The organism is Acidovorax sp. NN32 (genome assembly GCF_057597245.1).
In genome coordinates, this window is the sequence record NZ_CP199679.1 from 5,045,127 (window position 1) to 5,071,961 (window position 26,835).

Consider the following 26,835-nt stretch of genomic DNA (forward strand, 5'->3'; position numbering starts at 1 on the left):
CTACCCACCACGGCTCAGTTGCTTTTGGCTTCGAAGAATGGAGTGCCCTGAATGGCCGACGGGCTGACGGTAAACGTTCTCAGGGGCTCCAGGGGCGGGGTCTCGCCTTGCTTCGGCGCAGGGCGCGGGGCGCCAGGATTCAGAGCGGGGGCTATGCAACCCGTGCGCACCGTTTGCACCACTTCAGGGTCCAGCGCCCGGCGTTTGCCCAGGCGGCTGCCCGACAGAAACAGCATGTCTCCTTTCAGCTCGGCCCGCTGGCTCATCAGCGGCAAGGCCTGCAGCGGATCAAACCCCACACGCACTGAATTGGCACCGTCCAGCCGGTACTGCACCACCTTCACGACCGCTGGCTTGCCCGGGGCTTCCTCCACCACGTCGCCCAGGTAGAAGTAGCGCACGGCCTCTGCAGGCAGTGGGGGCAGCGGGTAGTTTTCAGACCAGCTGCTGTGGTCCGGGCCAAACAGCGGGCGCAGCGTGGCCGGGGCCTTGTCATCCGCCGACACCGCAAACACCGGCGCGCGGGCACTGGACAGCGTGGGGCCGTGGAAGTCGAACTCCACCATGGCGCCCAGCGCTGCCACCTTGCGGGCGTAGGCCGGGAACAAGGTCTGGTCCTGCCGCACCTGCTGTAGCCGGACTCCGCTGCCTTCCGCCTTCCAGCGGCCCGCCATCAGCATGTCCAGCACCCCGCCCGTCACCGCAAAACAAAAGGTGTTGTCGTCCAGCAGCGCCAGTTGCGTGATGGTGTCCACGGAACGCCCCCGGTATTCGCCCACATAGCCCGACTCGGCGGGCGTGGCGGCGTGCAGGGAGACGCTGACCGTCAGCGCGGCCAACGCTGCTGCAGGGGCGCAGGCATTGCGCAAAGTGCGGAGGGTGAGGTTCACAAAAGGGTCCCAGGTGGAAGGGTGGGCCACTATATCGCCCTGGGCGCAACCCGCGCGCGCAACGCCACCCACCAGCACAAAGCCCAAAGAGCCCCGAGCTACCTTGGCTCAGGCAGCAAACCCGCCATCGATGAGCAGGCTGGCCCCGGTCACCATCCCCGACTCCGGCCCCGCCAGATAGGCCACCATGCCCGCGATCTCGTCGGGGTGGGCATGGCGGCCGAGCGCCATCATGCCGTGCATGTTGCTGGCCAACGGGCCATCGGCGGGGTTCATGTCGGTGTTGACCGGGCCGGGTTGCACGTTGTTCACCGTGATGCCACGCGGCCCCAGGTCGCGCGCCAGCCCCTTGGTGAGGCCCACGATGGCGGCCTTGCTCATGCCATAGACGCTGAAGCCTGCCCATGGCACACGGTCGGAGTTGGTGCTGCCGATGGTGATGACGCGGCCATAGGCACCGCCCTGGCCCATGTGGCGCACGGCAGCCTGCGTGGCCACAAACACCGCGCGCACGTTCACGTTGAGCGTGTGGTCGAAATCGGCGAGGGCAAAGCTGTCGATCTCGCCCGCCACCGCCACGCCGGCGTTGTTGACGAGGATGTCGAGGCGGCCCAGCGTGCGCGCGGCCGTGTCGATGGCTTGCGTGAGGGCGGCGGCGTCTGCACTGTCGGCACGCAGCGCCAGGGCCTTGCCTCCGGCAGCTTCAATAACCGCCACCAGCGTCTGCGCGGGGGCCTCGGAGCTGCTGTAGGTGAAGGCCACGGCCGCTCCGTCGCGCGCCAGGCGCTGGACGATGGCGGCGCCGATGCCACGCGCGCCGCCGGTGACAAAGGCCACCTTGCCCGCCAACAGGCGTGACGCGCTGGCAGGCAGCGTGGTGGGGGCGGATGTATCGGGCACAGAAGACATGGTGTTTTTCCTCAAAAATCAAGTGGTTGAAAGGTTCTTCACGGAACCAGGAACACCTGCAGTTTCAGAAAAACATTGCTTTGCGGGTAGCCAGGAATGGGCTGGATCTATTTCAACCTACAGTTGAAAATGCAAACCATGCAACCCCTGAGCCACCTCGAATCGTTCGTCAAATCCGCCGAGTGCGGCAGCTTCTCGGCCGCCGCGCGGCTCATGGGCCTGACGCCTGCCGCCGTGAGCAAGAACGTGGCGCGTCTGGAAGCAGGCCTGGGCGTGCGGCTGTTCCAGCGCAGCACGCGGCGCCTCACGCTCACCGAAGGCGGGCAGCGCCTGCTGGCGCAGATCAGCCCGCCGCTGACCGCGCTGGCCGATGCGGTGGACCACGCGGCCGAGGCCGAGCAGCAGCCTGCGGGCACGCTCAAGGTGAGCATGGGCCTGGCGTTTGGCCGTGCCTACATCGTGCCGCTGCTCACCGAGTTTTTGCAGCGCTACCCGGCCATCCAGCCCGACTGGCGCTTTGAGAACCGCCAGGTGGATCTGATCGGCGAGGGCTTTGACGCCGGCATTGGCGGCGGCCTGAACCTGAACCCCGACATGGTGGCGCGCACGCTGGGGCCGATCCACCTGGTGGTGGTGGCCGCCCCCGCGCTGCTGCAGGGCCGCAAGGCGCCGCGCCACCCGGCAGACCTGGCGCAGTGGGACGGCATTGCGCGCCGCGCCATCCGCACGGGGCGCGTGCCGGTGACCACGCTGCGCAACAAGGCGGGCGACGCTGCAGCGGCGGTGTTCCGCCCCCGCATCGTGTTCGACGACCCCGAGGCCATGTGCCAGGCCGCGCTGATGGGCCTGGGCCTGGCCGTGCTGCCCATGCCGTTTGCGCAGCCCTGGCTGGCGCGCGGCGACCTGGTGCGGGTGCTGCCGGGCTGGTGGGCGGATGCAGGGCCGACATCGCTGTACTACCCCAGCAAAAAGCTGCTGCCAGCGCGCACGCGGGTGTTTGTGGATTTTGTGGTGGAGCAGTTCGCGCTGCGCGGGTTTGCGCAGCGGGTGCGGGGCGATTGAGCGCAAGCCCCTGCGCGAGACAGACCTGCGCAACCGCGCCACCCTCGGCCCAGCCCTGGTGGGAGAGTGCGGGGAGAGGGAGAACAAGCGCGGCGCCCCCGAAGCCCCGTCTCCCCCACCCGCTCCCACGAGGGGAAAGGGAGTTAACCCCGGCGCTGCGGCGATGGAAGGCAGCCGTGCCCAGCGGGCGTCATGGCTGCTTGCCCACAAACGCCACGGTGAGCCCCTTGGCCGTCACTGTGATGGGCCCGGGCTGCAGCCCCAGGCCGTCGAACATGGCCGTGTCCTGCGGGCGCAGCTGGTGCAAGGTGACTTCGCGCAGGGATTGTTCGGCCAGCACGGGGGCATAGGCGTTGATCAGTTCGGTGACGGCCGGTTTGAGCGTGGGGAAATCCAGCCGCCCCAGCCTGATCTGGTGGGCGCGCAGCGTGCGGTCACTGGCTTCATAGCGCAACGCAAACTCCACATCGAACGTGCCCGCGTGGCTGCGCCGCAGCGCAGCGCCCGCCGCGTCCACCGCCATGACGGCGCCCAGGCGATTGACCTCAGGCAGCAGGCGCAGGCGCGGGGGTTGCAGGGTGAGATCGAACAGGCCTTGCACCGGCACACTGCGCGGGAACTTCGTGGCCACCATCTCCTGCAGCTGCGCGAGCGGCACGGTGTAGCTGGGCTGGGCCCACGCGGCACGCCCTGCCAGCAGCAAAGCGGCGCTGCCCAGGGCCAGGCCGCTGCCGGTGGTTCTCAGAAATCGTCTGCGGTGCAGCATGAGGCTATCTCCTTGATAGGCCTGTGTGACACGCACGAGATGAAAAGGTGCCCCATTTGTGGGCCATGGCTGTGTATCCGTTCGCACAGCCCTGCAAGCCGTTCGCAGCCATGGGTTGGAACCCAAAATGACCGCTGGCGCTTATCCAACAAACGCTGACCTCTCTCCATGGAGATGCGATTGCTTATCGCCCCACCACCGACCAGCCTGCCTTCTGGTTGCCCTTGTCGTTCTCATACTCCCACGCCGTGCCGCAGCGGTCGCACACATAGCGGGTGATGGTGACGGAGCCCGTCTCGCGGTCTTCCTTGCGGTTGCCGCGCTGCACCAGCTCGGCGTGGCCCGGCGCCTTGCGCCAGTTGCGCTGGATGCCCTGGCAGGGCTCGCACAGCGCCATGGGTTTGAGTTCGTTCTGTCGGGCCAGGTCTTTGGTCATGGGGTGTCAGCCGTCGTGGGCCGGTGTGGGTGGGTTTGTCTGCTGCGGGGCGGCTACTGTAAGGCACCTGCGGGTGCGAAGACACAGCCTGGTGGCTGAATCACATGGCAAATTAGCATCTAGCGCTTGATAGGCAAGCGTAACCAGCTATCAAATCAGGAGTCACTTCTTCAGCGCCTTGGCCATGCGCGCGTTGTGCAGCACCACGCCCGCGCGCTCCACCTGCTGGCGCGCTTCCACCGCGAAGCCCTGCGCGGCGAAAAAAGGCTCGGCGGTCAGGCTCACGTGGGCGTTCAAGCGGGTGATGCCGCACTGCACCGCCTGCGCGTGGAGGTGTGCCATCAGCGCCCGGGCCACGCCCTGGCCTGCAAACGCCGGGGCCACAAAAAACATGTCGATGGTGCCGCTGGCCTGCAGATCGGCAAACCCAGCTATCGCCCCGCCGTCAATGGCTTGCGCGATGAAGGGCTGGTTGGCCCGCATGCGCTCGGCCCACTGCGCAGCGTCATGGTGCAGCGGCGCCCAGGCGGCGAGTTGTTCGGCGGTGTAGTCCTTGCAAGCAAGGCCATGCACCGAGGCATGAAAAACGGCGCGCAACGCGGGTTCGTCGCCAGGGCAGAAGTTGCGGATGTGGAAGGAAGGCATGGCGAGCGAACTGCAGAGAAAAAGGGGCGCGATGGTGCCACAGCGCAGCGCGGTGGAGAAATCTCAGCCCGCCGCCATGCGCAGCCTGCGCGCTGCATCTTCGTCGCGTGCGTCGTCGATCTCGCGCAGCACGGCTTGCATGTCCACATCAACATGCTGCGGCGCGTAGCGGCCTGTCAAAGGCGTCTCGTTGCTCAGCAGGCCGCTCTGGTACAGGCTCCAGATCTCGGGGCCGTATTGGGTGGCGCGCAGCTCGGGGGCAAACTGGCCGAAGAAGTCGCGCAGGTTGGCCACATCGCGCAGCAGCATGCGCTGGGCGTGGTTGTTGCCCGCAGCGTCCACGGCCTGGGGCAGGTCGATGATGACGGGGCCATCGTGGCCGGCTTCTCCACCTTCTGCGCCCGGCAGGTGGGCCAGCAGGATGTTGAACTCCGACAAGTCACCATGCACCACGCCCGCACACAGCATGCGCACCACCTCGGCCACCAGCGTGGCGTGGTGGGTGCGCGCGTCTTCGGGGGTAAAGCTCACATCGTTCAGGCGCGGGGCGGCGTCACCGTGGGCGTCGGTCACCAGCTCCATCAGCAGCACGCCGTCATGAAAGTTATAGGGCTGCGGCACGCGCACGCCGGCAGCGGCCAGGCGGTAGAGCGCATCGACCTCGGCGCTTTGCCAGGCGGCCTCTTGTTCTTGCCGGCCAAACTTGCTGCCCTTGGCCATGGCGCGGGCCGAGCGTGAGTTCTTGACCTTGCGGTTTTCGGTGTAGTCCACCGCCTGCCGAAAGCTGCGGTTGTTGGCCTCTTTGTAGATCTTGGCGCAGCGCGTTTCATCACCACAGCGCACCACATAGACCATGGCCTCCTTGCCGCTCATGAGCTGCCGGACCACGGTGTCGATCAGGCCTTCCTCAATGAGGGACTGCAGGCGGGGGGGAGCTTTCATCGGGTCAGTGCGGTAGAGGGGGAATGGTCCATTGTCGTTGCAAGGCCACAAGAGGACGGCGTGCCCAGGGCCTTGAACGACAATCCGACGGCTTTTCAGTGTGATGACGGGCCGCCCCCAGGCACGCCGCCGTTCCACCGCCTTCTCTTTTTCTTGCGCCGTACCAGGCGCTGCCGCCCGGAGACCCCCCCATGCCCTTCGCCATTGCGCCCCCCGCCACCGCCCCGCGCGCTGCTGCGTTGGTGGGGCTTCTGATCGGGGGCGTTGCGGTTTCGCAGCCTGCGGCGGCTGCCGGGTTCCGCGAGGGTGCCTATGCGGACTCCTTGGGCAGCACCGCCGTGGTGTGCGTGACAGCGCAGCACATGGCAAGCCTGACGGCCCCCGCCTGGAAGAACGCCATGCAGCAGCGCGGCATGGACTGCACGGTCAGCGAGTCTGACCAACCCATGCCCGGCCATGAGACCTGGAAGGCCCATTGCATCGCCCCTGCCCAGGCCGCAGGCGCCAGCGCCGCGCACCTGTACCAGTTCACCGTACACGCCGATGGCGAGCGGCTTGTCATCGACAGCGGCATGCAGACTTCGGCGGGCCGGCAGATGATGAAGAAGGCCTTTTTCGGCACCTACCAGGGGGCGTGTGCGCCCGGCACCCCACCCCTGGACGTGTGGGCCTACCTGGATGGCACGCACGGCATGGAAACACCTGCGCAGGCCGATGCACGCAAGGCGGTCGCCATCGACCTGATCCGCTGCGGCAATGTGTTCAACGGCCTGTCGCTCAGCGTGGCAAAAGCCCGGCAAGAAGGCATGCGCGCCGCTGCGGCGGCCATGCTGGAAGCAGCGGTGGAGCTGCACCCGGGAGAGGGCGACTTCCACATCGACGCGCTCAAGAAATCGGCGCCCGAAGTGTCGGCCGAACTGGTTGGTACGTCGGCAGAAAAGAAGTTTGCGCTGTACCAGACCTGCAGCCCGTATCTGGAACCAGACGGCATCACCAAGGCGGTACAAAGCCGCGTGGCTGCGGGTGCCACCCCACGCTAGCGGGGTGTTGCACGCTATCCGGCACGTGGAACGGCGATTCGTTCGCAACTGCAGCACCTCGGTTCAGCCACCTCACGGTGCCCACAAACACCAACGCCCCGCACCACGCACAGTGGTGTCGGGGCGCTGCTTGGGGCTAGGAGTCTGCGCTTATTTGTCCAGCTCGGCGGCCAGCATGTCCCAGCTGGGGTACGAGCTTTCATCGAGAGTGATCGCACCCTTGCCTGCGGCAAACTTGAAAGCGGTGGTGCCGGTGCGGGCAAATTCCAGGGTCTTGAGTTGGCACACCGCGGCCTTGGAAGGGGCATCGTTGCAGTAGCGCGGGGCGTTGTCCACGATGGTGCCGGCCGCGTAGCGCACCTGGCGCAGATGGTCCACGGTCTGAAAGCTGTCCTGCTTCACATCCATCTTCACATCGCAGCCGCACGATTGCTTGAGGGTGCTGGCGGCGGTTTTCAGCGCGGGGGCCACCTCGGCAGCAAAAAAGTCGCGCTCGGCCTTGCCGGCATGGGCCAGCGATGCGACAGCCAGGCTGAGGGTTGCGACGAGCAACAGGGGGATCTTGTTTTTCATGGTTCTCCAACGGGTTGGCTTTGGGTGTGCAGGCCCCTGCCCCTCCCGGACAGACGGGCCGCGCCAGAGGTGGTGGCGCCAGCGCCGAATTTTGCGGGGGGCCAGGTGCAGCGCTTGTAACAACGCGGTAACAGCGCATGCTTTTTGGGCAACAGGTCATGCACGCACGCGGCCCGGCAGTCCGAGGGGCGATGGCTCAGAGGCTGAGAGTTTTTTAGCCGAGCCCGAAAGGCGCGCGAAAACGCCTCGGATCTAGGCACAAAGCACAGCCATAGCTCGGGCTACGGCGAGCATGTGCAACGACGAGCCGGGGCGTTTCGGCGTGCAAGGCGAGCATGGATAAAAGACTCTCAGACTCTCAGCCGCGGCCCTGCGCCAGAAGCCGGAGCCGTGCGTGCGCCGCCCCGTTCACGTCCGGCGGCAGCTGGTGCTTGGCTTGCAGGTAGTGGTGGGTGAACACGTCCAGGTACGCCTCCAGCGCCTGTGCTGCCTGCAGCTCGCCCGCCAGCTCTAGGCACAGCGCGCCCACCTCCGAGGTGCAGAAATGGTCCGTGCGCGTGGAGCGGCGCAGGTGGTAGCGTGAGAGCTGCTCGGGCTGCAGGCTCAGCACGGGCAGACGGTCCAGGTACGGGCTCTTGCGGAACATCTTGCGCGCCTCGGGCCAGGTGGCATCGAGCAGGATGAACAGCGGGCGCTTGCCCGTCGGCTCGGTGCTGCCCACCTGGGTGACCACGCGCCCGGGCTCCACAAACTCACCCGGAAACACCACATACGGCTGCCACTGGGGGTCAGCCAGCAGCGCCAGCAGGTCGGGGTGCACCTCGGTGCGCGCCCAGCCAAACGCGTAGGTGTCGGCCACCACGTCGGCAATCAGCCAGCCGGTGTTGCTGGGCTTGAGCGGCTCGATGTCGGCCATCAGCAGGCACATGCCCGCGCGCGTGGGCAGCACGGGGCGCAGTGCGCAGATGCAGTGGCTGGGCACCAGTCGGCAGCCCGCGCAGCGCTCGCCCTTGGGGCCGCCCCGGGCCAGGAAGGGCTTGGCGCTGCGAGCCAGGCGCTCGGTGCGCAGGCGCGATACCGCATGGGGCGGGTGCGGCACCGCCTGCGGCTGGGGCGGCGGCACAGGGGTCGCCGTCACTGCCCGCCCGCCTGCTCCAGCGCAAACAGCGGCAGCTCGGCCCGGCGGCTGAGCCACACGCCGCCACCCAGTTCGATGGCGCCTTCGCGCAGGCCGCGCCGGTACAGCTCGGCACGGTGGCGGAACACACGGTTGTCGGTGATCTCTTCGTCGATGATGTCGCGCTCAAAATCCTCGCGCGACACAGCCTCGACATACAGCGCGCCTTTTGTCAGGCGGCCCAGGTTGAGCAGCGCGGCCTTCAAATCCGGCGGGCTCAGGTAGGGCAGCACGCCCTGGCAGATGACCAGGTCATACGGCGCATCGGCGGCATAGTCCACCACCGAGCCCTGCTGCCAGCCAAAGCGCTCGCACAGGTAAGGGCTGAACTCCACGCCCTGGTAGCTGGCCTCTGGAAAATGCTGCGCCACGATGCCCTTCCACAGGCCAATGCCACAACCCACGTCCAGCACGCGCGACACCGGCACGCGCAGGTACTTGAGGTAGCTGCACACAAAGGTGCCCAGGCGCTCCATGTGCGCCGGGTCCACCACGCTGGTCTTTTTGTCGAAGTAAAAGCGCTGGTAGTAGGCCTCGTCAAAAGTGGTGGCGCTGGCGGATTTCAATGGCGGGTCCTTGTGTCTTTTGGTGGGATGCGCACCACCCATGGTGCGACCGTGCGAAGCGTCCAAGTATCCACCACGTGTTCTCACACACCATCCCAAAGGCACGCTGCGTTAGTCTGTCGCCATGGATTCGCTGATCTCCGCCGCCGCCCGCGCGCTGGCCGCAGGCGACGCCCTGGCCGCCCTGCAGCGCGTGGCCCTGCGCGACGACCCACCGGCCCTGGCCCTGCGCGGCATTGCCATGGCCCAGCTGGGCGAGCACCCGCGCGCCCGCGATCTGCTGCGCCGCGCCGCACGCGGCTTTGGCACGCACGAGCCCGTGGCCCGCGCCCGCTGTGTGGTGGCCGAGGCTGAGGTGGCCCTGGCCCAACGCGACCTGGGCGGGCGAGCGCAGGCGCTGATGTCGGCAGGGGCTACGCTGCAGGCCCACGGCGACATCGCCAATGCGCTGCAGGCACGGTTGGTGGCAGCGCGCACGCTGATCCTGCTGGGCAAGCTGGACGAAGCATCGGCTGCGCTGGCAGACGCTCCCACCACCGACGCCACAACGCGGCTGCCCCCTTCCCTTGTCGCGGTGGCCGAACTTGCCGCCGCAGAGCTGGCCCTGCGGTCACTGCACATCGGCGCAGCACGCACCGCCCTGCAACGCGCGCAACAGGCTGCAGCCCAATCCGGCGTGCCCGCGCTGCTGACCGAGGTGGCGCAGGCCCATGCGTTGCTCGAACAGCCCGCTGCGCGCTGCCTTGCGAACGGCGCCGAGCACACGCTGCGGCTGGACGACGTGGCCGCGCTGCTGGCGTCCCCCGCGCTGTGGGTCGTGGACGCCTGTCGCCACGGCGTGCGCGCGGGCGAGGTGTGGCACCCGCTGGCACGCCGCCCTGTGCTGTTTGCGCTGGTGCGCGCGCTGGCTACCGCGTGGCCGGGCGGCGTGGACCGCGAAGCCTTGATTGCCAACGTGTTCCGCACCCGCCACCCCGACGAAACCCACCGCGCCCGCCTGCGGGTGGAAATCGGCCGCCTGCGCGCCCTCATCGCTCCGCTGGCCGGGGTGGAGGCCACGCCGCGCGGCTTTGTGCTCCGACCCCACGGCGGACGCACTGTGGCCGTGCTGGCCCCGCCGGTGGAGGGCGAGCAGGGCGCGCTGGTGGCGCTGCTGGCCGACGGTGCGGCATGGTCCACATCCGCCCTGGCGCTGGCCCTGGGCGACAGCCAGCGCACCGTGCAGCGCGCACTGGCTGAACTGGAAGCTACCGGCCGCGTGCGCGCCATCGGCCAGGCGCGCGCACGCCGCTGGCTGGCCGCGCCCCTGGTGGGATTCACGACGATCTTGTTACTCCCCACCGCGCAGCCGATTGCCTAAAGTGGCTTCACCGCCCAACGCACAGCGCCCTTGCCGTGCACCGGGTACCTACCCTCAGGAGCTACCGAGATGACCACAGTCACACCTACCGCCACCCACGACACCGCCTGCAGCAGCGACATGGCGGGCACCCCGCCGTCCACCAAACACCTGCCCATTGCGGCCCGCCAGCCCGCCGAGGTGGTGCGCGAATACGGCCCGTTTGGCGGCGCCAGCACCATCCACGGCGTGACGCACGATGGCCAGTGCGTGTGGGCCGCCACGGGCGAACACCTGGTGGGTTTTGACCCGGCCAGCGGCGCCACCACCCGCACGCTCAACGTGGTGTGCGACGCAGGCACGGCGTTTGACGGCACGCACCTGTACCAGATCGCTGAATCACGCATCGACAAGATCGACCCCGCCACGGGCAGGGTAGTGGCCACCATCCCCGCACCGGGCGGCGGCAACGATTCAGGCCTGACCTGGGCCGAAGGCAGCCTGTGGGTGGGCCAGTACCGTGACCGCAAGATCCACCAGATCGACCCGGCCACAGGTGCGATCCGCCGCACCATCGAATCCAACCGGTTTGTGACCGGTGTGACCTGGGTGGACGGCGAGCTGTGGCACGGCACCTGGGAGGGCGAAGAAAGCACCCTGCGCCACATCGACCCCACGAGCGGCGCCGTGCTGCAGCAGCTCGATATGCCGCAAGGCGTGGGTGTGAGCGGGCTCGAATCGGATGGGGCCGGGCTGTTCTACTGCGGTGGTGGCGGCAGCGGCAAGGTCCGCGCCGTGCGTCGGCCCGGCGCACACACGCCCGCTTGAAGATCAGAAAACCGATGCGCTGAGCCGGTCGGCCCGGCCGTCACGCCGCTGGCTTGGGTGGGCGGTGCAGCGCGCAAATCTTGTTGCCGTCCGGGTCGCGCAGGTATGCCAGGTAGAGCTTGCCGCCAGGGCCTTCACGGTAGCCCGGTGGGTCTTCGCAGGTGGTGCCACCGTTGGCCACACCGGCCGCGTGGAACGCATCGGCCTGCTCGGGCGACTGCATGGCAAAGCCGATGGTGCCGCCATTGGCAAAGGTGGCGGGCTCGCCATTGATGGGGGTGCTGATGCAGAAGGTGCCGGTGGGGCCCCGGTAGAAATACCGGTTTTTGTTGGCGACACCAGGGGGCACACCGATGGTGCCGAGCAGCGCGTCGTAGAACTTCCGGGACACCTCCAGATCGTTCACACCGACCATCACATGACTGAACATAGCTTCTTGTCTCCGTAGTGCCCCCGGGGGGCAGTGGTTGATAGGCCCGGGGATGTTACCGGCCCTACACCCACCCGGCGCGCACGCTGGCGACACGGCCACACACGGCAGTCTGGTTTCAGATCAAAATGCCATCTACCGCTTATCCAACAAGCGCCACCAGCTATGAAATCATGAGCAAACCCAGCCCACAACATTCGCCCCGAATCCCCCACATCGCCCCCGTCCCCCTCGACAAGGCCTACCGTCTGCTCAACCACGGCCCCACGGTGCTGGTGTCGGCAGAGCATGCGGGCCAGCACAACGTGATGGCTGCATCGTGGGCCTGTGCGCTGGACTTTGCACCGCCCAAGGTGACGGTGGTGCTCGACAAAGCGACACGCACGCGCGAGCTGGTCGAAGCCAGCGGCGAGTTCGCATTGCAGTTGCCCACCCTGCCCATGGCGGCGATGACCGTAGCCCTTGGCACCGACAGCGCCAAGACCCACCCCCAAAAACTGCAGCAACACGGCGTGGAGCTGTTCCACGCCCCTGGCCATGCCACCCCGCTGGTACAGGGCTGCGCCGCCTGGCTGCTGTGCCGCGTCATCCCCGAGCCCCACAACCAGCAGACCTACGACCTGTTTATCGGCGAAGTAGTGGCCGCCTGGGCGGACGAGCGCGTGTTCCGCCACGGGCACTGGGAGTTCGACACCGCGCCCGATGCGCTGCGCACGCTGCACTACGTGGCGGGTGGGCAGTTTTATGCGACGGGGGCGTCGGTGACGGTGTAGCCCCGGGCCCGTGTCTGTGCCCGGAGGAGCATTCAGGCCTTGACCCCCAGCTTGGCCAGCAAGGACTCTGCGCGGTAGTTCGGTTCCGCCACCCCATCGAGCAGAAACACCGTGGATTGCGCGTGCTGCGCACGCAGTGGAATCAGCTCGGCATAGGCTGGCGATTCGTACCAGGCACGCGCCTGCTCCATGGCCGGGAAGCTGATGATGATGCAGTCCCCATCGAACACGCCTTCCTTGACCTCTGCCCGGGTGCCATGCACGAGGAAGGCCCCGCCATAAGGCGTGAGGGTCGCGTCGATGCGCTGCAGGTAGGTGACGATATCGGGGCCGAACTGCAGATTGCTCAACAGGCCAACGGCATAGGCAGACATATTTGGGGCTCCTTTCTGGTCTCTCAGTGAGTTGGTTGGCTGCGGTTTCGATGTGTATGCACAGACGCAGCGCGCGTCTTCAATGCGCTTTACGCTGGCAACCGACCCGCGAGGACCACTGTAGAAAAAGGCGCTCCGCTTGGCGATTACCTCAGAGGTCAAGGTTTGGCGCCGCGATGCTCTTGCATCACTCCCCGTCCAAAAGCCCCACCTGCTTGAGCTCTGCAAACTTGGCCGCCATCGTCGGGTTGCCCCGGGTCAGCTTCTTGATCGTGAGGTCTTCGGCCTTGTCGTTGGCCAGGCGCAAATTGTTGGCCGACTTGTGCAGCGCCTCCTTGGTCTTCTCCAGGTCCTTGATGGCCTCGTCAATGCGCCGCACGGCCTCCTCGAACCCGTCTGACGCCAGGCGCCAGTTGCGCCCAAACGCGCCCTTGAACTCCTCCAGCTGCGATTCGAACTTGGTGATGTCCAGGTTCTGCGCCTTCACCAGCGCCAGCTCCGACTTGTACTGCAGCGACTTCATCGCAGCGTTGCGCAGCAGCGTGATGATGGGGATGAAGAACTGCGGCCGCACCACATACATCTTGGGGTAGCGGTAGAACATGTCCACGATGCCGGTGTTGTACAGCTCGCTTTCGGGCTCCAGCAGCGACACCAGCACCGCATACTCGCAGCCCTTTTCAGTGCGGTCCTTGTCCAGCTCTTTCAAGAAATCTTCGTTGCGCTTCTTCGTGGCCGTCTCGTCGCTCTCGTTCTTCATCTCGAACATGATCGAAACGATCTCGTTGCCCGCCTCGTCCAGGTCGCGAAAGATGTAGTCGCCCTTGCTGCCGCTGCGCGCGTCGTTGTCCTTCTCAAAGTAGGCGCGGGGAAACGCCGTGGCGCGGATGCGGTTGAACTCCGTCTCGCAGTGCTGCTCCAGCGTCTCGCCCACCATCTTGGTCGACAGGCGCGCCTTCATGTCCCGCAGCCGCGCAATCTCGCCGTCGCGGTCGCGCAGCTGCAGGGCGAACTGCTCCTTGATGGCGGTCTCCTCCAGCTGCTTTTTCACCACCACCAGGTTCAGGTCGTTCTTGAGCTCGTCGCGCTCCCGCGCCACCACCGTGACTGCCTCGGTCACCGCCAGCCTGCGCACCACCTCGCCTGCTTCCAGCTGCGATTTCAGCTGCTGAATCTCCGCGTCTTTTTGGGCAGCCACACCTTGCAGCTCCTGCGCCAGCCGGGCTTGTGCCAACTGGTCCGCTGCCTGCTGCGCCTGCCGCGCACGCTCCAGCTCATTGGCCAGCGCATCGCGCTGCTTTTCTACCGCGCTCAGGGCGTGCGCCACCGCCAGGTCGCGCTCCACCGCGCCCGCATCCAACTGCGCCTTCAGAGCTTGGATCTGTGCATCCTTGGCGGCTGCCGCCTTCTGCAGCTCATTGGCCACCTGGGCTTGCGCCAGCGCCACCGCATTGCGCTTGTCCTGCTCGGCCAGCTCCAGCCGCTCGTGCAACTGCGCATGGAAATCTGCGTCGCGCACCTGCTTGAGGATATCTGCGTAGCCGGTCTCGTCCACCTTGAAGGCCTTGTTGCAGTGGGGGCAGATGATGTCGTGCATGGCGGTCACCGTGGTCTTGTTTGGTTGGGTGGGGAGCATAGCGGGCAGGAGCATGAGCGGATTCATGCTGCATCAGCCGCAGGTCTGCGGCGGCAGTTCCTGCATCGCGCCCATCTTGCCGATCACCAGGTCCATGAAGGCAGACACCGCCAAGGGCAGGTAGCGCCGGCTGGGGTACACCATGTGCACGCCGTGGCCCTGCCGGTGGTACTGCGGGAGCACGGGCACCAGCAGGCCAGCGCGCAGATCGCGCTGGGTTAGCGTGGAGGGCAGCAGTGCAATGCCCAGGCCCGCCAGCGCGGCCTTGCGCAAGGCCTGCGCCGTGTTGCCACTGAAACGGCCCGCCACCTGCACCTCGGCCTGCGCTCCATCCGGTCCCGTCACGCGCCAGGCGGCCTTGCCGCTGGGGTGGCTGAACACCAGGCAGTCGTGGCCTGCCAGGTCTTGCAGCGTGTCCGGCACGCCCTGGCGGGCCACGTAGGCCGGGCTGGCCACCAGGCCGTCGTTTCCCGCATCCAGCACCTTGCGGGCAAAGAGGCTTGAGTCCTCCAGGATGCCGCCCCGAAGGGCCACATCAATCCGGTCTGCAATCAGGTCGGCGCGCCCGTCGCTCAGTACAAAGTCCACCCGCACCTTGGGGTGCGCTGCCAGAAACTCGGTCAGCCACTCCATCGCAAAGAAATCAAAAAAATCGGCCGGTGCCGCCACCCGCACCAGGCCACTGGGCTCCTGGTTCACTGCCAGCAACTCCTCGCCCGCATCCATCAGCCCCTCTACCGCGCCGCTACAGCGCTCCAGAAACACCTGGCCCGCGCTGGTAAGCGTGAGATGGCGGGTAGAGCGCTGCATCAGCCGGGTGCCCAGCTGCGCTTCCAGCTGCTGCACCCGGCGGCTCAGGGTGTTGGGCGGCACGCCCAGGCGGCGCGCGGCCTCGGCAAAGCTGCCACAGCGCACCACCTGCACAAAGATGGCCACGTCGTTCAGATCCAGCATGGTAGTGCTCATTCATTCAATTAATGGACGAGTTCAATCATATTGCACCATCTAGTCAATCAATCGATGAATTTTTAAGCTACAGGCATCAGTTCAACACCTCCAAGGTTCTCTTGATGTCTGCACCCGCCACAGCCCCCCGCGCCATCGCCCACCGCACCCGTGGCACCGCGCACGGCCCCATCACCCGTCTCATGAGCCCCGGGGACCTGGGCCAGGTGCTCAAGCCCTTCATCTTTTTGGACCTAGTCCACTTTCAGCCCGGCGCCGCGCAGCAGGGCTTTGGCATGCACCCGCACTCGGGCATCGCCACCGTCACGTTCTTGTCAGAAGGCGATGTGCGCTACGAAGACAGCACCGGCCAAGCGGGCCTGCTGCCTGCGGGCGGTGTGGAATGGATGCGGGCGGGCAACGGCGTATGGCACACCGGCGCCCCCGTGGGCGACACGCTGGGCCGGGGCTTTCAGCTGTGGGTTGCCCTGCCCGCCGCGCTGGAAAACGCCCCCGCCCACAGCCAGTACCTGGCCCCCGAACTGGTGCCCCAGGTGGGCCCGGTGCGGGTGCTGCTGGGCGAGTACGGCGCAGCGCGCAGCCCCGTGGCGGCGCCCGAGGGCATGACCTATCTGGCCGTGCAGTTGGCCCAGGGCGAACGCTGGACCTACACCCCGCCCCCAGGCCACACCGTGGCGTGGGCGGCGGTGGCTACCGGCGCACTCACTGCAGGCGAAGCCATTGACGCAGGCGATCTGGTGGCGTTTGAGCCCAGCAGCCAGGGCATCGACTTTGTGGCCACCCAGGCCACCAGCTTTGTGCTGGGCTCTGCCGTGCCGCACCCGCACGACCTTGTCATGGGCCGCTACTCGGTGCACACCAGCCCGGCGGCACTGGTACAGGGCTCCACAGAAATCCGGCGCATTGCCACGCAACTGCGCCAGGCCGGGCGGCTCGGGTAGTCGTCCGGCCCTTCCATCACGCTTTCTCACCTCACCCCTTCCACCTCACTTCAACCCACTTCATTTCAACAAGGAAAACATCATGAACATCGGCATCATCGGTTCTGGCGCTCTCGGCTCCAACGTGGCCCGCGCTTTGGCCAACAAGGGCCTGTCGGCCACCCTCTCCACCCGGCGCGGTCCGGAATCATTGGCCGCGCTGGTGGCCGAACTGGGCCCCACCATCAAGGCGGGCACTGTGGCAGAGGCCGCAGCCGCAGACATCGTGCTCATCGCCGTGCGCTGGGAAGACCTGGGCCAGGCCCTGCACAACCTGCCTGCGTGGAACGGCCGCATCGTCATCGACGGCACCAACCCCGTGGCGTTTCTGGACCCCAACTCGCCCGACGCCCAAGACCCCACCAACCCGCTGGCGGCCTACGGCATCAAGGCCATCGACCTGGGCGGGCGCTCGTCCAGCGAAGTGTTCAGCGAATTCGTGCCGGGCGCCCGCGTGGTCAAGGCGTTCAACCACCTGGACGTGAACGTGCTGGCGCAGCCCCAAGTGTCTGGCGGCCAGCGCGCCATGTTCTATGCGGGCGACGATGCCGCCGCCAAGGCCGAAGTGCGCAAGGTGCTAGACGCCATCGGCTACTTTCCGGTGGACCTGGGCACGCTGGCGGTGGGCGGGCGCTTGTCGGAGCTGCCGTTTGGCGCGTTGTCGAGCACGCAGTTCATCAAGATTTGAGCGGGGTGCCTGCCCAAGCACTTTCAGGGCCCCAGGTGCACCTTGTCTAGTCCAAGGTACCTGGGGTCTAGGCATTTATTGCAAGCGCTGGTCACCGCCGAATTGGTATCCATGGAGGAGGTGTCGGGGCAGACTCCCTCAGCCCCGTGAGTGTGGCGCTGTGAGACTTGGATTTTGGATCGCTGGATGACAACACGCTGGAGGTGGCGCTGACCGCGATGGACACTGAATACCAGCGGGAAGATGATCGAGATCATTGGCCATGTGGATGCGTTGAAGGAGCGGATTTAGGCGCAGATCAGGGTTAAATTGCACCGCATGCGTACCACCCCTGCTTCTGCACACATCGCCGCCCCCGCATCCCTCATCGATTCACCCCAAGCCGCCTGGCGACTGCTGACCACCCTAGGCCTCGTGGTGCTGGGCAACAGCAGCATGTATGTGGTGTCGGTGGTGCTGCCCGCCGTGCAGGCCGAGTTCGGTGTGGGCCGCGCGGATGCGTCGCTGCCCTACACGCTGATGATGGTGTGCCTGGGGCTGGGCGGGCTGTGGACGGGGCGGATGGCGGACCGGCATGGGCTGATGCCGGTGCTGTGCGCGGGGGCGGTGGCGGTGTGTGGCGGCTTTGTGTGGGCGGGGCTGTCGGGCAGCATCTGGGGCTTTGGGCTGGCGCATGGGCTGATGGGGCTGGTGGGCAGCTCGGCCACGTTTGCGCCGTTGATGGCCGACACGGCGCTGTGGTGGAACAAGCGGCGCGGCATTGCGGTGGCGATCTGCGCCAGTGGCAACTACATCGCGGGTGCGCTGTGGCCGCCCATCGTGCAGCACGGCATCGAAGCCATTGGTTGGCGCCAGACCTATGTGCTGATGGGGCTGGTGTGTGGCGCGGGCATGCTGCTGTTGGCGCTGCGCATGCGCCAGCGGGCGCCGATGGTGTTGATGGATGTAGCTGCGGCTGCGTCGTCGTCACCTTCGGCAGGGGGTGCTGCGTTGGGTGCTGCTGCTTCACCAGCGACTGCGTCCGCACCTTTGGTTCCCTTGGCACTGGACCGCAGCCGCCCGTTTGGCTTGCGCCCGGTGCACGCGCAGTTGCTGCTGTGCGTGGCGGGCGTGGCGTGCTGTGTGGCCATGGCGATGCCGCAGGTGCACATCGTGGCGTATTGCACCGACCTGGGTTTTGGCGCGGCGCGGGGGGCCGAGATGCTGTCGCTGATGCTGGCGTGCGGCATTGTCAGCCGCCTGGTGTCGGGCGTGATCTGTGACCGCATTGGCGGCGTGCGCACGCTGCTGCTGGGGTCGGCGCTGCAGGGGGTGGGGCTGATGCTGTTTCTGCCGTTTGACGGGCTGGTGCCGCTGTATGTGATTTCGGCGATGTTCGGGCTGTTTCAGGGCGGCATCGTGCCCGCCTACGCCATCATCATCCGCGAGTATTTCGCGCCGCAAGAGGCGGGCGCCCGGGTGGGCGCGGTGATCATGGCCACGCTGATCGGCATGGCGCTGGGGGGCTGGATGTCGGGCTGGATTTTTGACGTGACGGGCAGCTACCAGGCTGCGTTTATCAACGGCATGGGGTGGAACCTGCTGAACCTGTCGATCATGGGCTGGCTGTACTGGCGGGTGCGGCGCCAGGGTGCGGTTGGGGGGCGGGTGCAGACCAGTGCGGGGTGAGTGTGGCGGGCGTTAGTGTGGTGTTGCACGCTTGACGGCACATTGAAAACCGATGGATTTTTGGTCAGGGCAAGGCGCAAACCACAGCGATACCCGTAGGTATCGCGCGGATTTGCAACGCAACCCTGGCCGAAAAGACGCGGTTTTAAGTGCCGGATAGCGTGCAACACCGCACTAGGGGCTCGCTGGCCCTGCGCCGCCTTCATTTCGTTGAAAATTTCGATCAAATAGGCATCTAGCGCTTGGTAGTCAAGCGCCAGAAGCTATTGATTTATGAGCAATTGAGCGCTGCAGCATTCGCTCAACAGGCCCCGGCAGGTGCAACCCGATTTTTTATCGGCCTGCACCTGCCGGGGCCCCACGGGACCGCAGTAGCAGCTGCGGTCCCTGAGCAGGTCGTCGTTGCCTTCGACCCTGTGTTCGGGCTGCTCAGCAAGGCGCTTCTCACCAGGCTGCATGCCTTCATCCCGAAGGTATGCGCCCGGTGCTAGTAGCAACCCTGTCTGTCGCCTTTGCTGTCAGCCTCTCCTCCCTGTTCCCGCCCTTGTGTGCATTTGTTACTTGACTGTAGGGGGTGAGGGAGCACGGCACAACCTGCGAAAGTTGGTAGGTACGGCGGGTTGTGCGGGGCGAGAGTACGGCAAAAAGAATCAGCCAACATGGCTCTATCGCCTTGCTGCATTGCATTGGCAGCTTCTGCTTTGATAGCAAACGGAATTTGCACGGCACAAACCCACGTACAGGGTGCCGCGCGATTCTTCGGGGTCTTGGTGCGAATTGGCTACACCGCCGCCTGCAGATAGCGGCCCGCCAGCTCTGTCTGCGCGGCGGCGTCCACGCCCAGCACGTCCACCAGATACGGCTGCAGGCCGCCGAACTCGGTGTCTACCTTGTGCAGGGCGGCGTCCAGAAATTCTTCTTGCACGCGCCACAGCACGGCCAGCACTTCCTCGGGCGCGTGGCTGCCCATGCCTTCGGGGCGGCGGTAGAGGGCGTTGGTGAGCAGGTAGTCGTGCATGACCACGTCGCGCGGCACGCCCAGGGTGAGCAGGATGAGGGCGGCGGCGAAGCCGGTGCGGTCTTTGCCAGCGGTGCAGTGGAAGACGGTGGGGGTGTCGCTGGCCAGCAGCAGCTTGAACAGTTCGGCAAAGCGCGGGGCGTTGTCGTGCACAAAGCCGCGGTAGGTGTCTTGCATGAGCCCCACGGCGTCTTGCGCGGTGAGCTGGCGGCCGGTGCGCTGCAGGTCGAGCGCGCGCTGCACCACGGTGGGTTCGATGGCGAGCGGGTGGTAGGCGATGCCGGGCAGCGCGTAGGCATAGGCGGCGCTTTCGGCCTTGCCGCGAAAATCCACCGCGCGGGCCACGCCCAGCTGGGCCAGCAGGGCCTGGTCCTCGGGGGTCAGGGCGGCGAGGTGGTCCGAGCGAAAGATGCGCCGCCACTTCACGGGCCGCCCGCCGTGGCCGGTGTAGCCGCCCAGGTCCCGAAAGTTGGTGGCGCCTGCTAGGGGGAGGGATCGGGTGGGGGCTTGCTCTTGCTGCATGGTGCGTGGCACAGGTGTGCGGTGGATAGGAATGCTGAAGCAACAAGGATAGTCGGGCAGTGCGGCAGGCGCGTGTCGCACGGGTGGCTGGTGCAATGCGCGGGGCGCGACCGTGTGCAGAATCCGGGCATGCAGCGTTTTGTGCCCGTGCCCTCTGATTTGCAGCCCTGGCTGATGGCGGGGGTGGTGGTCGACGCCCCGGCGGAGCTGGCGCAGTCGCATTTTCCGGCGATGGTGTCGAGCATGCTGGTGGTGCGGCTGGCCGGGCAGGTGCATTGCCGGGGCGCACTGGTGCCGCCAGCGGCCTGGATCAGCGCCAGCACCACGGCCACGGTGTACGAACACGGTGGGCCGGTGCGGGCCGTGGGGCTGGTGCTGCGGCCTGAAGCTGCGGCGGCACTGTTTGCCAGCGCACGCGGTTTGGTGAACACGCTGCGGCCGCTGGCAGAACTGGTGGGCCCTGGGTGGGCCGAGGTGGAGCACGGCGTGCATGCTGCGCAGAATGATGGCGCGCGGATTACGGTGCTGTGCCAGTTCGTCCGGCAGCTGGTCGCGCCTCCGTCACCGTGTGAAGCACGGCGGCTGCAAGCCCTGGCCCTCTTGCAGGCGGCCCACGACGATGCCCCAGGCGCGAATCAGCACATGGGCCTGAGCCAGCGGCAGTTTGAACGGCGCTTTGTGGCGCACTGGGGCATGGCGCCCAAGCAGTTTCAGGTGATTGCGCGGCTGAACAGCACGCTGGGCAACGCCCTCGCCACGCCCGGCGGCCCGGTGGTGGACCTGGCGGCCGACCAGGGCTACTACGACCAGTCGCACATGGCGCGCGATGTGCGCAGGCTGGCGGGCCACCCGCTGCAGGCCCTGGTGCAGGGCACGCGCAGCCCGCTGACCGCACACTGGCCCTTGCAGATTGGGGCGCAGACCCTACCGAATCAACCTGCCCCACCCTTGGAGCCCACGCGCAAGCGCTGAGCCAGGTACAGCGGCATCACAAACGCGAGGCCAATGCCAAAGCAGGCGGCGATGTAAGCCCAGCGCCACGCGCCCAGGCTGCGGTCTGCCGCCACCCAGGCGGAGAACGCCACGGCGGCCAGGTACACGTCGAGGGTGATGCCGGTGGTCAATGCATTGGCAAAGGCATCGCGCCAGAAAACGTCGGGCATCACGCTGCCGCCCGCCAAAAAATACACGGTGTTGAAGTACCAAGGGACGGCCAGGCCCAGAAGGGCCAGCAGAAGAAAAAATGCGCGCAGGTGGGTGTGGTTTTGCATCGGTGCATGCGGCCCTCTCAAGAGAAAGAGAGAGGCCTTGGGTAGTGAATCAACGCACCGATTGAATCCGCGCAGCCCCCTGGCGGGCTAGGAAAAAAACGACATGCCTCGCACCGGCGGACGAGCCGCTGCACGCCATCTTCATGAACTTACTGCGCGCGCGGCAGCGATGTCACAGCGCCATCCACCGGCAGCTCCTGCGTGCCCTTGGGGCAGGGCTGGTCGGTGTAGGTCGTGCGGCCGTCCTTCACGCACTTGCGCGGCTGCGGGGCCACGGGCTCAGACGCTCCATTGTTCGCAGAGCGGGCCTGTGCGGCAGGCTGCTGCCTGCCGGGCGGCAAGGTGTCGGGGCCGGGGCGGGTGATCTTCTTCCAGGCCTGCTCGGTCCATGGCCCGGCGTGGGGCAGCCACTGGTCGGCTGTCCACCATGCGGCGGCTGCGGCGGCCAGCAGCAGTGCGGCCAGAATGGACCAGAGGGTGCGTTCGCGGGTGCTGCGCATGGGGTGGGCCTGTGGTGTGGTGGGTGACCACCAAGCTTAAAACATCACGACGCCCACCCGACCACGCGGTATCACGGCTGCTTGCCTTTGGCCGCAGGGCGCCCGTAGCGCGCCGTGAGCGTGGCCTTGCCCAGGCTGTTGGCGTTGATCATGTAGCCGGCCAGCGCGGCGGTGGCGTCGGCAGGCAGGTCCAGGCGCGGCACCTTGAGCGCATGCACGGTGAAGATGTAGCGGTGCGGCGCATCGCCTTCGGGCGGGCAGGCCCCGCCCCAGGCGGCCACGCCGTAGTCAATGCGCACATGGCTGGCGCCTGCGGGCAGCTTGGCGCCGCCGGCAGCACCCGCGTCGGGCCGCAGCTCGGTGGTGCTGGCGGGGATGTTGACCACAGACCAGTGCCACCAGCCCGAGCCTGTGGGGGCATCGGGGTCGTAGGCGGTGACGGCGAAGCTTTGGGTGCCTGCGGGCGCACCGCTCCAGCGCAGGGCGGGTGATTGGTTGTCGCCCGCACAGCCAAAGCCCTTGAACTCGAAGCGCGGGGGCAGTGTGCTGCCTTCGGCAAAGTCGGGGCTGGTGAGCGCGAAGGCCTGGGCGTGGGCGGCAGGGGCCAAGCCGATGGTGGCGAGTGCCGCGATGGCGGCGCCAACGCGAAGAGGGCGTGAAAGTGGGTGGGTCATCCGAAAAGCTCCTTGCAGTAGCGGTGTGAGACAAGGGCTTGATGGTGCTGCGCGCCGCGCCTTCGCATTGGCCCGGCGGCGTCAATGGCTGTGCGCTGCGCGTCAGCCGCAGCCATCAGGGCCGCAGCTGCGAAGGCGGAAAGCCGAAACGTTCGCGAAAGGCCGCGCTGAAGCGGCTGTGCGATTCATAGCCGCAGCGGGCCGCAATCTCGGACACCTGCAGCGTGGAGCTTTGCAGCAGCACCAGCGCCGTCTCCAGCCGCACATCGCGCAGACACTGGCTCACGGTCTCGCCCTCTTGCGCCAGGCGGCGCTGCAGGGTGCTGGCGCTGGTGGCAAAGGCGGCGGCGATGCGCTCCACCGTCCAGTCGGCCTGCGGGCTGGGGCCGACCAGGCGGCGCACGCGCTCAGCCCAGCCCAGCTCGCCCGGCGGGGCGAAGACGATGCCCGCCTCGGCCAGCATCAGCAGCACTTCGAGCGCGCGGTGTTCGCGCAGTGCCTGCGAGCTGGCATCGCTCTCCAGCGCGGCCACGGCGCGCGTGAAACTGTCTTCAAAGGTGGCGTCGGCCGCCAGGCCTGCGCAGCCCTGCACTGGCGGGACGGCTGCAAACTGGCCAAACTGGCGGTGAAACTGCTCCACCAACTCGGGCGCAAAACACAGGAGCCGCGCCACATAGCGGCCTTGGGGCGCCGGGTCGTTCACCACCTCCCACTGCGCGCCACGCGGCAGCACAAACACCCGCCCGCGGGGGTAGCGGTGGCCGCCGCCGGGCGTGACCAGGTGCTTGGTGCCCGAGACCACCCAGCCCACCGAATCCATGCGTACGGTGACGGTGTGGATGCGGTGGTGGACCGTGGTGGCTATCTGCAAGGACAGTGCGGTTTCGCCCATCGTTCTTTCCCCTGGGGCTCAAGCGCCATCATCTGCGCGGCGCTGTGCCGGATGATGGCAGGCTTCAGCCGACGGCAGCACAAGCACCGTCAGCGCATGCGCTCTTTCGTCACGCCCACATCGATGTCGCCAAACACGGTAACGCCGCTGGCACCCTGAGGCTGCTGCTGGCTGGCCGGGTCGCTGGAGCGCGCGGAGCCTGCGGTACTGCTGCAACCACCCAGCGCCCCGGCAACCGCCAAAGCCGCCAGCGTGGTGCGCCAGAAGCCTTGTGCGAACCGTGCGGGCGATGCGGCGTGTTCCGTGTGGAGCGGCTGCATCATTCGCCACCCAGGTGGTTGCCCAGGATGCCCGCCAGCTCGAACATGCCCGCGCTGTCCTTGCCAAACACGGCGCGCAGCTTGTCGTCGGCGACGATGGTGCGCTTGTCCTTGGGGTCTTGCAGGTTGTGGGCCTTGATGTACTCCCACATCTTCTTCACGGCCTCGGGGCGCGCCACGGGTTCGTTGCCGATCACTGCAGCCAGCGCGGCACTGGGGGCCTTGCCAGCGGCGGCCTTGCGCGGTGCCTTGGTGGCAGCGGTCTTGGTGGCCGGGGCCTTCTTGGCAGCGGCAGGTTTGGCGGATTTTTTGGCTGCAGCGCTTGTCCTGCCTGCCTTAGCAGCTATCGTTTTAGCAGCAGCGCCTGGGCGCGGCGGGAACTTGCTCGGCGCAAACTCAAAGTTGACCTTGCCCGCCTCCTTGTCCCACGCCAGGTGGGCCTTGAAGGCGCGGCGCGTGCGCATGCTCACGAACTTGTCGAGCAGGTCGGTCTTGCCGGTGTCCAGCAGCTTGGTCATCTGCTCGCGCTCCACAGGCTGTTGCAGGATGATCTTGCCGCTCTTGAAGGTGCAACTCGGTGTGGGCTGCGCAGCGGTGGGCACGGCCTTGCTGCACACGTAGTTGCTGCCGTGCTCGTGCACTTCCGATCCGCAGATGGGGCAAGGGCCGAGCGCGGCGTCTTCAAACTCGACGATCTCGCCAGATTCTTCGCCCTTCTTGTCATCGCCAAAGTCGAATTCGAGCTTGTAGTTGTGCGCCTCGTCGTCGTACTTGATGACGATCTCGGACGTGAAGGGCCAGCCCGCCTTGGAGCGGAAGCCTTCCAGCGGGCCGATCTTCTTGTCGCGCAGCAGGGCGTTGGCCTCGGCGGTTTCAAACGTGCGGCCTGCGGGCGACTTGCCAAAGCTGAAGCCGCAGCCTTCCGAGCCGGGCTTGCCCACGCAGGCAAAGCGGCGGTAGTTCTCTTTGACCACGCCGCCGCAGTTGGGGCACGGCGATTCGAGCGTGGCGTAGTCGCCGGGGATGGTGTCGCGGTCGTATTCCTTGGCCTTCTTGACCATGCGCTCGGTCATGGCGGCGATCTCGGCCATGAAGGATTCGCGGCTGAGCAGGCCCTTTTCCATTTGCGAGAGCTTGAACTCCCACTCGCCGGTCAGGTCGGCGCGGCAGAGTTCTTCGACCTCCAGCCCGCGCAGCAGCGTCATCAGTTGAAACGCCTTGGCCGTGGGGATGATCTCGCGGCCTTCGCGCAGCATGTACTTTTCAGTCAGCAGGCCTTCAATGATGGCCGCGCGCGTGGCTGGCGTGCCCAGGCCTTTTTCCTGCATGGCTTCGCGAAGTTCGTCGTCGTCGATCTGCTTGCCCGCGCTTTCCATGGCGCCCAGCAGCGTGGCTTCGGAATAACGTGCGGGCGGTTTGGTCTTGAGGCCCTTGGGGTCCACCTGCAGGGTGTTGACCATTTCACCGGGCTTCACGGGCACCAGGTTCTGGCCCTTGTCGCCGTCCTTGCCGCCTTCCACCTCCTCGGCCGCTTCCTTGCCGTAGATGGCTAGCCAGCCGGGCTTGACCAGCACCTTGCCTTCGGTCTTGAAGCTGTGGGGCGCCACGGTGCTGATGCGCGTGGTCACGGTGTATTCGGCACTCGGGAAGAACACGGCCATGAAGCGGCGCACGACCAGGTCGTACAGCTTTTGCTCGGCCTCGCTCAGCCCGCTGGGCGCCTGCAGCGTGGGGATGATGGCAAAGTGATCGCTCACCTTGCTGTTGTCGAAGATGCGCTTGGACGGGCGAATGTAGTTGTTGTTCAGCGCGGTGAGCGCGTGCGGCGCCAGGTGGCGCATGCCGCTGTCGGCCAGCATTTCAAAGGTTTGCTTGGCCACGGGCAGATAGTCTTCGGGCAGCGCGCGCGAATCGGTACGCGGGTAGGTCAGGGCCTTGTGGCGCTCGTACAGGCTTTGCGCCAGCGCCAGCGTGGTCTTGGCCGAGAAGCCGAACTTGCCGTTGGCCTCGCGCTGCAGGCTGGTCAGGTCGAACAGCAGGGGCGAGGCTTGCGTGGTGGGCTTGCTCTCTTCGGTGACCGTGGCCTGCTTGCCGCGCACGGCGTTGGCAATCGCCTGGGCTTCGGCGGCAGACCACACGCGGTCGGCGCGGGCTTCCACATCCTCGCCCTTCTTCCACTTGGGGTCGAACCACTTGGCGGGGTATTCACCCGCCTGCGCACCGAAGGTGGCGTGGATTTCCCAGTAGTCGCGGCTGATGAACTTGCGGATCTTTTCTTCGCGCTCCACCACCAGCGACAGGGTGGGCGTCTGCACCCGGCCCACGGTGGTCAGGAAGAACCCGCCGTCGCGCGAGTTGAACGCCGTCATGGCGCGGGTGCCGTTGATGCCCACCAGCCAGTCGGCTTCAGAGCGGCTGCGGGCCGCGCTGGCCAGGCCCGCCATCTGCTGCTCGGTGCGCAGGGCGTCAAAGCCGTCGCGGATGGCCTGGGGCGTCATGGACTGCAGCCACAGGCGCTTGACCGGCTTGCCCAGGGGCTTGGCGCCGCCAGCGTATTGCTCGATCAAACGGAAGATCAACTCACCCTCGCGGCCCGCGTCACAGGCGTTGATGAGTTGCGTCACGTCCTTGCGCTTGGCTTGCTTGACCACGGCGTTCAGGCGCGTCTTGGTCTTGTCCACGGGCTTCAGGTCGAAGTACGGCGGGATCACGGGCAGGTGCGCAAAGCTCCACTTGCCACGCTTCACGTCAAACTCTTCGGGCGCCTGGATCTCTACCAGGTGGCCCACGGCGCTGGTGACTACATAGCGGTCGTTCTCGAAGTGGTCTTCATGTTTGTCGAACTTGCCGGCCACGGGGGTCAATGCGCGCACGATGTCTTGCGCGACAGAGGGTTTTTCTGCAATTACCAGGGTCTTGGTCATTTTGGGGCTCTCGCCAGTCATTCTGG

General features: G+C 66.6%; 29 protein-coding genes. 9 read left to right on the top strand and 20 right to left on the bottom strand.

What is annotated here, in order from left to right:
* Positions 1–14: 14 nt before the first annotated feature.
* Both ACT89O_RS23360 and ACT89O_RS23365 read right to left on the bottom strand, forming a co-directional pair.
* Positions 15–890 (bottom strand): hypothetical protein, encoded by an 876-nt coding sequence (locus ACT89O_RS23360; protein ID WP_370628737.1) that lies wholly within the window; start codon positions 888–890, stop codon positions 15–17.
* Between the two features lie 108 nt (positions 891–998).
* Positions 999–1,799 carry an SDR family oxidoreductase gene (locus ACT89O_RS23365; RefSeq protein ID WP_055401108.1) on the bottom strand — a complete coding sequence of 267 codons (801 nt, stop codon included), beginning with the start codon at positions 1,797–1,799 and terminating at the stop codon, positions 999–1,001.
* Positions 1,800–1,937: 138 nt separating this feature from the next.
* Here ACT89O_RS23365 and ACT89O_RS23370 point away from each other — a divergent pair, with 138 nt between their 5' ends.
* A complete protein-coding gene (locus ACT89O_RS23370) occupies positions 1,938–2,861 on the top strand; it encodes a LysR family transcriptional regulator (RefSeq protein WP_218300972.1) in 924 nt (307 codons plus the stop codon).
* Between the two features lie 190 nt (positions 2,862–3,051).
* Here the strand turns inward: ACT89O_RS23370 and ACT89O_RS23375 are convergent, their stop codons facing one another.
* The 4 genes from ACT89O_RS23375 to ACT89O_RS23390 form a co-directional block, all read right to left on the bottom strand.
* A complete protein-coding gene (locus ACT89O_RS23375) occupies positions 3,052–3,627 on the bottom strand; it encodes a DUF1439 domain-containing protein (RefSeq protein WP_121508226.1) in 576 nt (191 codons plus the stop codon).
* A 184-nt stretch (positions 3,628–3,811) separates the two neighbouring features.
* The gene (locus tag ACT89O_RS23380) at positions 3,812–4,063 is read right to left on the bottom strand and encodes a hypothetical protein (RefSeq protein WP_055401112.1); all 252 of its coding nucleotides are present in this window, start codon (positions 4,061–4,063) and stop codon (positions 3,812–3,814) included.
* A 162-nt stretch (positions 4,064–4,225) separates the two neighbouring features.
* The gene (locus ACT89O_RS23385) at positions 4,226–4,708 is read right to left on the bottom strand and encodes a GNAT family N-acetyltransferase (protein WP_487261336.1); all 483 of its coding nucleotides are present in this window, start codon (positions 4,706–4,708) and stop codon (positions 4,226–4,228) included.
* Between the two features lie 63 nt (positions 4,709–4,771).
* Positions 4,772–5,650 (bottom strand): PA4780 family RIO1-like protein kinase, encoded by an 879-nt coding sequence (locus ACT89O_RS23390; protein ID WP_121421549.1) that lies wholly within the window; start codon positions 5,648–5,650, stop codon positions 4,772–4,774.
* 191 nt (positions 5,651–5,841) lie between these two features.
* Between ACT89O_RS23390 and ACT89O_RS23395 the strand changes: the two genes are divergently transcribed.
* A complete protein-coding gene (locus ACT89O_RS23395; RefSeq protein ID WP_487261337.1) occupies positions 5,842–6,690 on the top strand; it encodes a hypothetical protein in 849 nt (282 codons plus the stop codon).
* 150 nt (positions 6,691–6,840) lie between these two features.
* Here ACT89O_RS23395 and ACT89O_RS23400 read toward each other — a convergent pair whose 3' ends face one another.
* The 3 genes from ACT89O_RS23400 to ACT89O_RS23410 form a co-directional block, all read right to left on the bottom strand.
* Positions 6,841–7,263 carry a hypothetical protein gene (locus ACT89O_RS23400; protein ID WP_055401120.1) on the bottom strand — a complete coding sequence of 141 codons (423 nt, stop codon included), beginning with the start codon at positions 7,261–7,263 and terminating at the stop codon, positions 6,841–6,843.
* Positions 7,264–7,621: 358 nt separating this feature from the next.
* A complete protein-coding gene (locus ACT89O_RS23405; RefSeq protein ID WP_228897222.1) occupies positions 7,622–8,401 on the bottom strand; it encodes a tRNA-uridine aminocarboxypropyltransferase in 780 nt (259 codons plus the stop codon).
* Positions 8,398–9,006 (bottom strand): methyltransferase domain-containing protein, encoded by a 609-nt coding sequence (locus tag ACT89O_RS23410; RefSeq protein WP_487261338.1) that lies wholly within the window; start codon positions 9,004–9,006, stop codon positions 8,398–8,400. The genes ACT89O_RS23405 and ACT89O_RS23410 overlap by 4 nt, the downstream gene beginning before the upstream one ends.
* Before the next feature lie 124 nt (positions 9,007–9,130).
* Between ACT89O_RS23410 and ACT89O_RS23415 the strand changes: the two genes are divergently transcribed.
* Both ACT89O_RS23415 and ACT89O_RS23420 read left to right on the top strand, forming a co-directional pair.
* Positions 9,131–10,366, top strand: a complete 1,236-nt coding sequence (locus ACT89O_RS23415) for a helix-turn-helix domain-containing protein (RefSeq protein WP_487261339.1) — start codon at positions 9,131–9,133, stop codon at positions 10,364–10,366.
* A gap of 120 nt (positions 10,367–10,486) precedes the next feature.
* Positions 10,487–11,173: a Vgb family protein gene (locus tag ACT89O_RS23420; protein ID WP_487262899.1), complete on the top strand. Its 687-nt coding sequence runs from the start codon at positions 10,487–10,489 to the stop codon at positions 11,171–11,173.
* 40 nt (positions 11,174–11,213) lie between these two features.
* Here the strand turns inward: ACT89O_RS23420 and ACT89O_RS23425 are convergent, their stop codons facing one another.
* Positions 11,214–11,603: a VOC family protein gene (locus ACT89O_RS23425; RefSeq protein ID WP_055401124.1), complete on the bottom strand. Its 390-nt coding sequence runs from the start codon at positions 11,601–11,603 to the stop codon at positions 11,214–11,216.
* 173 nt (positions 11,604–11,776) lie between these two features.
* Here ACT89O_RS23425 and ACT89O_RS23430 point away from each other — a divergent pair, with 173 nt between their 5' ends.
* Entirely contained in the window at positions 11,777–12,376 is a 600-nt protein-coding gene (locus ACT89O_RS23430; protein WP_487261340.1) for a flavin reductase family protein, read from the top strand.
* 32 nt (positions 12,377–12,408) lie between these two features.
* Here the strand turns inward: ACT89O_RS23430 and ACT89O_RS23435 are convergent, their stop codons facing one another.
* The 3 genes from ACT89O_RS23435 to ACT89O_RS23445 form a co-directional block, all read right to left on the bottom strand.
* Positions 12,409–12,750, bottom strand: coding sequence for a DUF1330 domain-containing protein (locus ACT89O_RS23435; protein ID WP_055400741.1), 342 nt, complete (start codon positions 12,748–12,750; stop codon positions 12,409–12,411).
* Positions 12,751–12,937: 187 nt separating this feature from the next.
* On the bottom strand, positions 12,938–14,347 hold the full coding sequence (locus tag ACT89O_RS23440) for a DUF2130 domain-containing protein (RefSeq protein ID WP_487262900.1): 1,410 nt from the start codon (positions 14,345–14,347) through the stop codon (positions 12,938–12,940).
* Positions 14,348–14,419: 72 nt separating this feature from the next.
* Positions 14,420–15,340, bottom strand: coding sequence for a LysR family transcriptional regulator (locus ACT89O_RS23445; RefSeq protein ID WP_487262901.1), 921 nt, complete (start codon positions 15,338–15,340; stop codon positions 14,420–14,422).
* Between the two features lie 116 nt (positions 15,341–15,456).
* Here ACT89O_RS23445 and ACT89O_RS23450 point away from each other — a divergent pair, with 116 nt between their 5' ends.
* The 3 genes from ACT89O_RS23450 (at position 15,457) to ACT89O_RS23460 (ending at position 18,688) form a co-directional block, all read left to right on the top strand.
* On the top strand, positions 15,457–16,293 hold the full coding sequence (locus ACT89O_RS23450; protein WP_487261341.1) for a pirin family protein: 837 nt from the start codon (positions 15,457–15,459) through the stop codon (positions 16,291–16,293).
* 82 nt (positions 16,294–16,375) lie between these two features.
* A complete protein-coding gene (locus ACT89O_RS23455) occupies positions 16,376–17,020 on the top strand; it encodes an NADPH-dependent F420 reductase (RefSeq protein ID WP_487261342.1) in 645 nt (214 codons plus the stop codon).
* 318 nt (positions 17,021–17,338) lie between these two features.
* Positions 17,339–18,688, top strand: a complete 1,350-nt coding sequence (locus tag ACT89O_RS23460) for an MFS transporter (protein ID WP_487261343.1) — start codon at positions 17,339–17,341, stop codon at positions 18,686–18,688.
* A 781-nt stretch (positions 18,689–19,469) separates the two neighbouring features.
* Here ACT89O_RS23460 and ACT89O_RS23465 read toward each other — a convergent pair.
* Positions 19,470–20,228, bottom strand: coding sequence for a tyrosine-protein phosphatase (locus tag ACT89O_RS23465; RefSeq protein WP_431151186.1), 759 nt, complete (start codon positions 20,226–20,228; stop codon positions 19,470–19,472).
* A gap of 129 nt (positions 20,229–20,357) precedes the next feature.
* Between ACT89O_RS23465 and ACT89O_RS23470 the strand changes: the two genes are divergently transcribed.
* Positions 20,358–21,200: a helix-turn-helix domain-containing protein gene (locus ACT89O_RS23470; RefSeq protein ID WP_431151187.1), complete on the top strand. Its 843-nt coding sequence runs from the start codon at positions 20,358–20,360 to the stop codon at positions 21,198–21,200.
* On the opposite strand, the gene ACT89O_RS23475 is transcribed toward ACT89O_RS23470, so the two are convergent.
* The 6 genes from ACT89O_RS23475 to ACT89O_RS23500 all read right to left on the bottom strand — a co-directional run bounded on the left by ACT89O_RS23475 (position 21,161) and on the right by ACT89O_RS23500 (position 26,809).
* Positions 21,161–21,499 (bottom strand): DUF2834 domain-containing protein, encoded by a 339-nt coding sequence (locus ACT89O_RS23475; RefSeq protein WP_426305583.1) that lies wholly within the window; start codon positions 21,497–21,499, stop codon positions 21,161–21,163. The two genes, ACT89O_RS23470 and ACT89O_RS23475, sit on opposite strands and share 40 nt — an antisense overlap.
* A gap of 149 nt (positions 21,500–21,648) precedes the next feature.
* Positions 21,649–21,999: a DUF4124 domain-containing protein gene (locus ACT89O_RS23480; RefSeq protein ID WP_431151188.1), complete on the bottom strand. Its 351-nt coding sequence runs from the start codon at positions 21,997–21,999 to the stop codon at positions 21,649–21,651.
* Positions 22,000–22,070: 71 nt separating this feature from the next.
* Positions 22,071–22,673 carry a YbhB/YbcL family Raf kinase inhibitor-like protein gene (locus ACT89O_RS23485; RefSeq protein ID WP_487261344.1) on the bottom strand — a complete coding sequence of 201 codons (603 nt, stop codon included), beginning with the start codon at positions 22,671–22,673 and terminating at the stop codon, positions 22,071–22,073.
* A gap of 115 nt (positions 22,674–22,788) precedes the next feature.
* Complete coding sequence (locus tag ACT89O_RS23490) at positions 22,789–23,565, bottom strand: helix-turn-helix transcriptional regulator (protein ID WP_176887491.1); 777 nt, start codon at positions 23,563–23,565, stop codon at positions 22,789–22,791.
* Between the two features lie 89 nt (positions 23,566–23,654).
* On the bottom strand, positions 23,655–23,885 hold the full coding sequence (locus tag ACT89O_RS23495) for a hypothetical protein (RefSeq protein ID WP_487261345.1): 231 nt from the start codon (positions 23,883–23,885) through the stop codon (positions 23,655–23,657).
* Positions 23,885–26,809 (bottom strand): DNA topoisomerase III, encoded by a 2,925-nt coding sequence (locus ACT89O_RS23500; protein WP_487261346.1) that lies wholly within the window; start codon positions 26,807–26,809, stop codon positions 23,885–23,887. The genes ACT89O_RS23495 and ACT89O_RS23500 overlap by 1 nt, the downstream gene beginning before the upstream one ends.
* Positions 26,810–26,835 lie beyond the last annotated feature (26 nt).